Source organism: Bacillus sp. AFS041924 (assembly GCF_002577195.1).
Classification (GTDB): domain Bacteria; phylum Bacillota; class Bacilli; order Bacillales; family Bacillaceae_G; genus Gottfriedia.
On record NZ_NULG01000093.1, the window covers coordinates 48,451 to 56,183 of the forward strand.

Annotated in this window: 9 protein-coding genes and 1 pseudogene; 2 read left to right on the top strand and 8 right to left on the bottom strand. The window is 31.7% G+C overall.

The features are described 5' to 3' along the window. Nucleotides 1–149: 149 nt before the first annotated feature. The 4 genes from COC46_RS16550 to COC46_RS16560 all read right to left on the bottom strand — a co-directional run bounded on the left by COC46_RS16550 (nucleotide 150) and on the right by COC46_RS16560 (nucleotide 2,851). Nucleotides 150–665 carry a YfiT family bacillithiol transferase gene (locus COC46_RS16550; RefSeq protein WP_098811020.1) on the bottom strand — a complete coding sequence of 172 codons (516 nt, stop codon included), beginning with the start codon at nucleotides 663–665 and terminating at the stop codon, nucleotides 150–152. 75 nt (nucleotides 666–740) lie between these two features. Next, nucleotides 741–1,673 carry a manganese-dependent inorganic pyrophosphatase gene (locus COC46_RS16555; protein ID WP_098811021.1) on the bottom strand — a complete coding sequence of 311 codons (933 nt, stop codon included), beginning with the start codon at nucleotides 1,671–1,673 and terminating at the stop codon, nucleotides 741–743. A gap of 261 nt (nucleotides 1,674–1,934) precedes the next feature. Next, complete coding sequence (locus COC46_RS22320) at nucleotides 1,935–2,090, bottom strand: hypothetical protein (RefSeq protein ID WP_176545197.1); 156 nt, start codon at nucleotides 2,088–2,090, stop codon at nucleotides 1,935–1,937. Between the two features lie 68 nt (nucleotides 2,091–2,158). Beyond that, entirely contained in the window at nucleotides 2,159–2,851 is a 693-nt protein-coding gene (locus COC46_RS16560) for an SDR family oxidoreductase (RefSeq protein ID WP_098811022.1), read from the bottom strand. Between the two features lie 108 nt (nucleotides 2,852–2,959). Here COC46_RS16560 and COC46_RS16565 point away from each other — a divergent pair, with 108 nt between their 5' ends. Beyond that, on the top strand, nucleotides 2,960–4,309 hold the full coding sequence (locus COC46_RS16565; protein ID WP_098811023.1) for an MATE family efflux transporter: 1,350 nt from the start codon (nucleotides 2,960–2,962) through the stop codon (nucleotides 4,307–4,309). Between the two features lie 45 nt (nucleotides 4,310–4,354). On the opposite strand, the gene gpmA is transcribed toward COC46_RS16565, so the two are convergent. The 3 genes from gpmA to COC46_RS16580 form a co-directional block, all read right to left on the bottom strand. Continuing rightward, the gene (gene gpmA, locus COC46_RS16570) at nucleotides 4,355–5,146 is read right to left on the bottom strand and encodes a 2,3-diphosphoglycerate-dependent phosphoglycerate mutase (RefSeq protein ID WP_098811024.1); all 792 of its coding nucleotides are present in this window, start codon (nucleotides 5,144–5,146) and stop codon (nucleotides 4,355–4,357) included. Between the two features lie 361 nt (nucleotides 5,147–5,507). Beyond that, nucleotides 5,508–5,999 (bottom strand): DinB family protein, encoded by a 492-nt coding sequence (locus tag COC46_RS16575; protein WP_098811025.1) that lies wholly within the window; start codon nucleotides 5,997–5,999, stop codon nucleotides 5,508–5,510. A 280-nt stretch (nucleotides 6,000–6,279) separates the two neighbouring features. Further along, on the bottom strand, nucleotides 6,280–6,720 hold the full coding sequence (locus COC46_RS16580; RefSeq protein WP_098811026.1) for a GNAT family N-acetyltransferase: 441 nt from the start codon (nucleotides 6,718–6,720) through the stop codon (nucleotides 6,280–6,282). Nucleotides 6,721–7,060: 340 nt separating this feature from the next. On the opposite strand from COC46_RS16580, the gene COC46_RS16585 reads away from it, so the two are divergent. Continuing rightward, nucleotides 7,061–7,255: a hypothetical protein gene (locus COC46_RS16585; protein ID WP_098811027.1), complete on the top strand. Its 195-nt coding sequence runs from the start codon at nucleotides 7,061–7,063 to the stop codon at nucleotides 7,253–7,255. Nucleotides 7,256–7,429: 174 nt separating this feature from the next. Here COC46_RS16585 and COC46_RS16590 read toward each other — a convergent pair. After that, nucleotides 7,430–7,733 (bottom strand): annotated as a pseudogene (locus COC46_RS16590) (transposase); the annotation flags it as partial.

The window sequence follows — 7,733 nt, forward strand, 5'->3', positions numbered from 1 at the left end:
GTTACTTTAAATTCCAGCTCCTGATTCAGTACCTGCTGATCTTGCCTGATGGCCATTGTACAAATGAAAGATTTTTTTAAGCAGTTGGACTTCTCCATTGATTTTTACTACATATGAATAATAATTTTATAGTACTCACACCTTAAAAGTTATTTGTTTTTCACTAAATAAATATGGGCTAAATGATGTTGGCTATGCCATGCATATAAAGCCAATATGAAATCGATGCTAATATTAATGTTAAGCTCAGGGTGATAACAAGTTCGTTTAAACTGTTCTTCATTTAATGATTCAAGTAGGACTACGTATCTTTCATGAATTCCTTCAATAATTTTTAAAGAACTATGAAAATCAAAGTTAGAATCACTTAATGTAATCCATGCATTTTCATCGTACGCTTTGATTGTAGGATTTTCTTCTGTTAAAGCTAACTTTACTCTTACTAGACTATTCATATGACTGTCTGCAACATGATGAATAACTTGTTTTGGTGTCCAGCCACCTTCACGATATGGTGTACTTTGTTGTTCGTTAGTAAGAGATGTTATTGCCTCTTTAAATTTAGCCGGTGCCTCTTTAAGCATTTTAATAAAATTTTCTCGTTGTTGCCTATTGTAGTTTGATGGTGCGGTAAATCTGCCAATTGGATATTTTAAGTTCTCCATTTCAAATCCCCCATTTCCATATTTATTTATAAAAAAACAACAAAGCCTTACTTAGACTTTGTTGTTAATAATTGATTAAAGTGTATTAAATGTTTCAGTTAATACTGGAACGATTTGTTTTTTACGAGATACTACACCTTTTAAAAGTGCAGTATTATTTTCTAATGTTACATTGTATGCTTTTTCTACTGCATTTGTAGCAGATCCTTTAACAACTGCAATTGAATCATTTGTTAAAATATCAGTTACAACGAATAAGAATAAGTCTAACCCTTTATTTGAAATGATGCCTTCAAGCACATTTTCTAATTCAGCTTGACGAGAAAGTACGTCATTTGTATCAACTGCATTTACTTGTGCAATTTCTACTTTGTAGTTACCCATTTGAAATTCTTTTGCATCAAGTGAAACTAAGGATTCAATTGATTTATCAGCAAGGTTTGCACCAGCTTTTAACATTTCAAGACCATATTCATCTGCATTAACGCCTGCGATTTCAGCAAGTTCTTTTGCAGCTGCAACATCTTGCTCAGTACATGTTGGTGATTTAAATAATAAAGTATCAGAAATGATTGCTGAAAGCATTAAACCAGCAACTTCCTTTTTAATCGCGATATTATTTTCTTTATACAATTTGTTTAAAATTGTAGCTGTACAGCCTACTGGCTCACAACGATAGTATAAAGGATCGCTAGTTTCAAAATTCGCAATACGGTGATGATCAATTACCTCAAGTACACGAACTTGTTCGATATCATCAGCACTTTGTTGACGCTCATTGTGGTCAACTAAAATTACGTTATTTGTTTCAGCTGCAACTTTTTCAACTAAACGAGGTGAATCAGATTTAAATGTATCAAGTGCAAATTGTGTTTCTGCACTAACTTCTCCTAAACGAATCGCTTCAGCATCTACGCCTATTGCTTTTTTTAATTCTGCATATGCAATTGCAGAGCAAATAGTATCTGTATCTGGGTTCTTATGGCCAAAAACTAGTACTTTTTCCATGATGATTCTCCTAACTATATATTGTTTTTCAATTTTTTATGTATTTAATGCCATTAATTGGCTTTAATATAAAACGCTTCAATAATAATACCATATCAAAATAAAAAAAAATAGCCAAAATGGCTATTCTTTGCAGTTAAAAGATAAAGTCAATTTAAAAATATCATCTGAATTAATGAAACCGCTTAAATAATTTGATTCTAAAATTATTGATTAAAATACGTTACAATTTAAGCGAACTTTTCCAACCTAAAGTCTGAATTAATCTTTTTTGTAAGACCATGTTTCTGTTATCGGTTCACTTTTTGGTAACCAATCAATCGGTATATCATCTGTTGTATTAATTTCTTCTAGTAATAATTCATCAAAATTAGCTTGAGTCGAGTTAATTGAATTTTTCTTTTTTGATTTGCTCATCTTTTTTACCTCACTTATTCATAGTTTGATTTGACTATAGTTTGTGTAAAAGATGGCCTAACTAATACTTATTTTACGTTTTTAATAATAATTTCAGGTATTGATATATTTTTACGTGGTTTTATATTTTCAATAATGATTTCAGCAATATCATCTGGATTCATCATTTTTGATGTTTTATCTTCATCAAAAATACCTGCCCAAAAGTCAGTATTCATCCCACCCATATATGCTGCAAAAACGGAAATTGGTGTACCAGTTAATTCAACATTCAAACTTTCAGTAAAGCCTTTAACACCGAACTTACTTGCGCAATAAACTGATTCAGTTGCTTTACCAATTAAGCCAGCAGTAGAAACTATATTTACAATGGTTCCACTATTTTGTTTTTTCATTTGTTTTAATACTTCTTGGGAACAGAATATGGTTCCTTTAAGGTTGATATCGATCATATTATGTACAGCTTCTTCAGTTAATTCCTCTGCAAGTTCAAAAACTCCAACACCTGCATTATTAAATAATAAATTAACTTTTCCATATGTTTGAATGATTGTATCGAATACTCTTTTTACATCCTCTTGCTTTGAAACGTCTACAGTATGTATTGAATAATTATTCGGTAATTGTTTACCAATTTCCTTAAGTTTATTTTCGGTTCTTCCTAATAAACAAATATGAGATCCATTTTCAGAATACTTTTTAGCTAATGACGCTCCTAGTCCACTTCCTGCACCTGTAATAATAACTACTTGATTACCCAATTTAAGACCAACTTTCTATCATAAAATATTTATCCGAATAAATTCATTATAGCTATTAAAGCAAAACATGATACAATTGTAAAAGTGTTTGTTTAGGAGGTCGATAAAATGAATACTACTAAAAACGGGAAAATATCACATTTTTTTAAGCTACTATTTCCGATTTTAATTACTCAAGTGACTTTATTTTCGATGTCATTTTTTGACACGATCATGTCTGGTAATAGTAGTCCAGGGGATTTAGCAGGAGTTGCGATCGGTGTTAGTATTTGGACTCCTATCAGTACAGGTTTAACAGGCATTTTAGTCGCTATTACAACAATGGTCGCTAATTTAAATGGTGCAAAAGAGGATGAAAAAATAGCTCCTCTCGTAATGCAAGCATTATATTTAGCTGGAATTATTGCAATTGTAATTATAATTATAGGTATTTTCACTATTCATCCTATCTTAAATCATATGAATCTTGATCCGAAAGTGCATCGAGTTGCTCTTCATTTCTTATTCGCATTATCATTTGGAATTTTACCTTTATTTTTATATACAGTCATTCGACAATTTATTGATGGTTTAGGTAAAACAAGAACTACTATGGTCATTACGATTATTTCAGTACCTGTTAATGTTATATTAAATTACTTCCTAATATTCGGTAAAGCTGGTTTTCCACAATTAGGTGGCGTAGGTTCTGGCGTTGCGTCAGCAATTACGTATTGGATTATTTTTGGAATAGCTTTTTACATTATTCAAACGAAAAAGCCGTTTCGCACATTTAATTTATTTAAACATCTTCCTCCAATTTCATTTGATGCTTGGAAAAGTATTTTAAAATTAGGAGTTCCAATTGGATTAAGTATCTTTTTCGAAGTAAGTGTATTTTCTGTCGTTACATTATTATTAAGTGAGTTTGATACGAAAACAATTGCTGCACATACCGTGGCAATGAATTTTGCAAGTCTCCTTTATATGGTTCCTTTAAGTATTTCGATGGCTTTAACAATCGTTGTCGGTTATGAAGTTGGAGCAAGAGATTTTCAAAATGCAAAAGTTTATAGCAAAATTGGCTTAGTAATGGCAGTTTCCATTGCCTCAGTATTTGGTATAATTATTTATTTATTCCGTTATAATGTAGCTGGTTGGTATACGAATGATCCATCAGTTCAAGTTTTGGCAGGCGGATTCTTAATCTTTGCAGTCATGTTCCAATTATTTGATGCAATCGCTGCGCCAATTCAAGGTGCATTACGAGGCTATAAAGATGTAAATGCCACATTAATGATGATGATTTTAGCTTATTGGGTAATCGCATTACCAGTTGGTTATGTATTATCTCATACAAGTCTTGGTGCAAAAGGATATTGGGTAGGTTTAATCATTGGATTAGGTGTATCAGCTATTACGCTATCTTTCCGTTTAGTTCAATTACAAATTCAAAAATTAAAGCTATCTGAGGCATAATGAAAAGGATGGGAAAGCATTTTTGCTCCCATCCTTTTTACATATTTATTCATCTTCAATTGTTATATTTGGATGATGATCGTCAAAATTATCGAGTAATTCGCTCGGGATATGTTTTGGAATTACATCTGGTGGAAGTTCACCATCCATACCTAAATAATAATGTCTGATTGGCTTTAGTTCATTCGTTAATTCATAAACTAATGGGATGCTAGTAGGTATGTTGAGTGAGGCAATTCCGTCCGCAGAGACTTGATCTAAAAATTGGACGATTCCTCTTAACGTGTTCCCATGTGCAGATATGATAATTTTTTCACCTGATTTCAATGCAGGTGCAATTTCGTCATTCCAATATTTCAAAACTCTTTTTTCAGTATCCTCTAGACTTTCGGTTAATGGATATTCACCTTTTAATAAGGTTTTATAACGAGGTTCATTTATCTCATATCTTGGATCATCTGGTTTCAGAGCAGGCGGTCTACTATTCATAGATCTTCTCCAAATGTTAACCTGTTCGTCTCCATATTTCTTTGCTGTTTCTGTTTTATCCAGGCCTTGAAGTGATCCGTAATGACGTTCATTTAATCTCCAAGTCTTATGTACAGGTATCCACATCATATCAATTTCATTTAAAATAATCCATAATGTCCGAATTGCTCTTTTCAGCACAGATGTATAGGCAACATCGAATGTGAAGCCATTTTCCCTTAAAATGATACCAGCTTCTCTAGCTTCAGTAAGTCCAGTTTTCGTTAAGTCAACATCAGTCCAACCAGTGAAACGATTTTCAACATTCCATAAACTTTGTCCGTGTCTGATTAATACAAGTTTAATCATATTGTTCTCCTTTTTAGTCCATTTACCTATAAATTAGTTTGCTGAAATGTTAATAATTTGATTCAAAATTGCTTTTGAAGAACAAGAGATATTATAATTGAATACTCTAATCCCAATCATTAAATAATACATCACCAATTGATTCTAGAGATCCCTAAGATTAACTTGTTCTTTTATCGAACTCACAACTTTTACCTCTTTATTCTCCACAAATCAAAAGGTTCACTCAAATCGCTAAATTGTGGAAACAAAAAAACCAATTTCTCAGTTTAAGTGAGAAATTGGTTTATAATATGATCCATCACTTAGCTACTTTCAATTGTTATGATGAATGTGAAACTCTAGCAATTTTAATCATTGTTTATAAATATGAGCGCTTAGCTGGCCAAGAACCTTGGAGTTTACGAATTTGAACAATTTGTCCTGTATGATATGCATCGTGCAAAAGGATATTTAGATATTGTTGCCAAACTGGTAGTGAAGGAATTGCTTGATCCAGTTCTGCTTCTTGAATGGATGCTAATGAAGATTGTAAGGCATCATGCACTTGAAGTGTTCGTTTCACTGTTTGTTGCCATGCATCATCATCATTAGGTCCACCTTGGACAAACGTTTCATCATTATTTCGCGGAGCAACAAATGTGTTATCTTGATGTAAGCGTGAAAGTAAGCGCTCTTTAAAGATTAATAAATGGTTTACATTTTCCCAAATTGTATTACTGGACGTTCCTTCGGGTTTCCAACAGGCTTGTGCAGCGGTAAGATTCTTAATAGCGTCAGAAATTGGAGGATACCACTCCTCTTCGTAAAATACTTGCTTGACTCCATTTTGCAAGATTTCTTTCTTACTCATTATATAGCCTCCTTTTTTGGATAAATAAAATCATGACCTTGGTGTATTTATATGTAATGGTTTCATGTTGATTCTTTATACTCACATTATTAAAACTAAGTATGTTAAAAATCATTCTATTTTCAGATCCCTGAAATCATTTTTGATAGAAAATTAAACATTTAAAATTACCTTTAATAATGAAATAAATATAATTAAGCAAATTGGTTCAAATTCCTTGAATTACTTTACTGTTGTGTAACCTTGTTCATGGATGGAAAAAACTTTAAATACTATACTATTATTCTAATATTAAATTTTTTTTAAATACTTTTTGTGATTTAGTATTTTCGAAACCGATCTTCTTATAAAAAATAAGTGTCTCTAATCTAGTTTCATTTGTCCTCACTCTTATTTCTTTAAACCCGGATATTCTCGACCATTCTTCGCATTTTTCCACTAGATTCTTACCTATTTTTTGCTCCCTATAAGTACTGTCAACAATCAAGCCACCAATTTCAATATATGGAGGAGATTCAATCAAATATCGACCGTGAGCATGAATCCAGCCAATAAGCTTACCTTCAATTTCTGCTACAATTACAACATTATCTTTCAGATTTAATATTTTATTTAATCTTTCAACGACTTGAATTTTTTCGACACGGTAACCCAATTGACCTGATAATCTAGCAATTTCTGAACAATCATTTGTTGATGCAATTCTATATAGTATGTCCATACCGCACCTCACTTTTTAACTTGTACTTTTAAATTGTTTTAATATTAATATTTAATGCAAGTTGTTATTTAACTAGTTTTTGATTTAATTCCATAAGTTTTTAAAATTCTGTAGATAAATCCAATTATTAAAATAAAAATTATCTACTTTCTTAAACCTCGCTAGTTTAAAGGTTTGTAGAAATAACAAATGTAAGAATATTCCTATTTTATCATTAAAATTAAATAACCTGTGCTAGATTTTAGAATTAACCCAGCTCTTTCTCCTCCAGCTAAAATGCCATTTTTTCGCAATAAAGAATGTGGTATGCTAATAGAAAACCAATCAAGGAGTGGAAATGATGAAACCGACATCAACTGTTCAACTTGAACAATCCATCGTAAAGTTACGAAAAGTGACTGACGAACTAAACAAGCGAATTAAAGAAGCTTCTTCAGAACAAGTAGCGAATGAAACCATCCGACTTAAAGAGGAACTGAAAACTATCGCAGAGACGCTTTTCCAAATTAAAAAACGTGAAAACGAAGAAATATAAAGAAGCTTAGACTCATATACAAAATACTCGTTAAATATTGTACAAAAAAAGGATCTTAATGGAAGATCCTCAGAGTGTAGAGAAACCCCTGAAAATTTCTCTACACTCTTTTTTATTCCATCTTTCTTAGTTGATTTAATCGAAAAAAATAGTGTTATAAACAAAAAAATACACCTATGCTGTACGTGCTAGATGCATTGCGATCTTCTTTATGTTCTGAACTACAGCTGAAAGCAATGCTTGTTCTGTAGCTCCTTTAATTCCGCGTAACTTATAATAGCGTAGTCCAGCTCTTTTGAATCTGCGAAACTACGCTCAACTTGTTCTTTTCGATATTTATAAAATAATTTTCCAGATTTTGAAAGTCTATTTAATCGAACTTTCTCTTTTTGTTCTTCCCAAACATGAAGTGTTACTACTTTTTGATGATTTTTTGATTTTGTACACTGTTCCAACAATGGACATACTACACACTCTT

Bases quoted from the DNA above. Each gene is read 5' to 3' on its own strand.
- COC46_RS16550 (WP_098811020.1), bottom strand. From the start codon at position 665: ATGGAGAACTTAAAATATCCAATTGGCAGATTTACCGCACCATCAAAC.
- COC46_RS16555 (WP_098811021.1), bottom strand. From the start codon at position 1,673: ATGGAAAAAGTACTAGTTTTTGGCCATAAGAACCCAGATACAGATACT.
- COC46_RS22320 (WP_176545197.1), bottom strand. From the start codon at position 2,090: ATGAGCAAATCAAAAAAGAAAAATTCAATTAACTCGACTCAAGCTAAT.
- COC46_RS16565 (WP_098811023.1), top strand. From the start codon at position 2,960: ATGAATACTACTAAAAACGGGAAAATATCACATTTTTTTAAGCTACTA.
- gpmA (WP_098811024.1), bottom strand. From the start codon at position 5,146: ATGATTAAACTTGTATTAATCAGACACGGACAAAGTTTATGGAATGTT.
- COC46_RS16575 (WP_098811025.1), bottom strand. From the start codon at position 5,999: ATGAGTAAGAAAGAAATCTTGCAAAATGGAGTCAAGCAAGTATTTTAC.
- COC46_RS16580 (WP_098811026.1), bottom strand. From the start codon at position 6,720: ATGGACATACTATATAGAATTGCATCAACAAATGATTGTTCAGAAATT.
- COC46_RS16585 (WP_098811027.1), top strand. From the start codon at position 7,061: ATGAAACCGACATCAACTGTTCAACTTGAACAATCCATCGTAAAGTTA.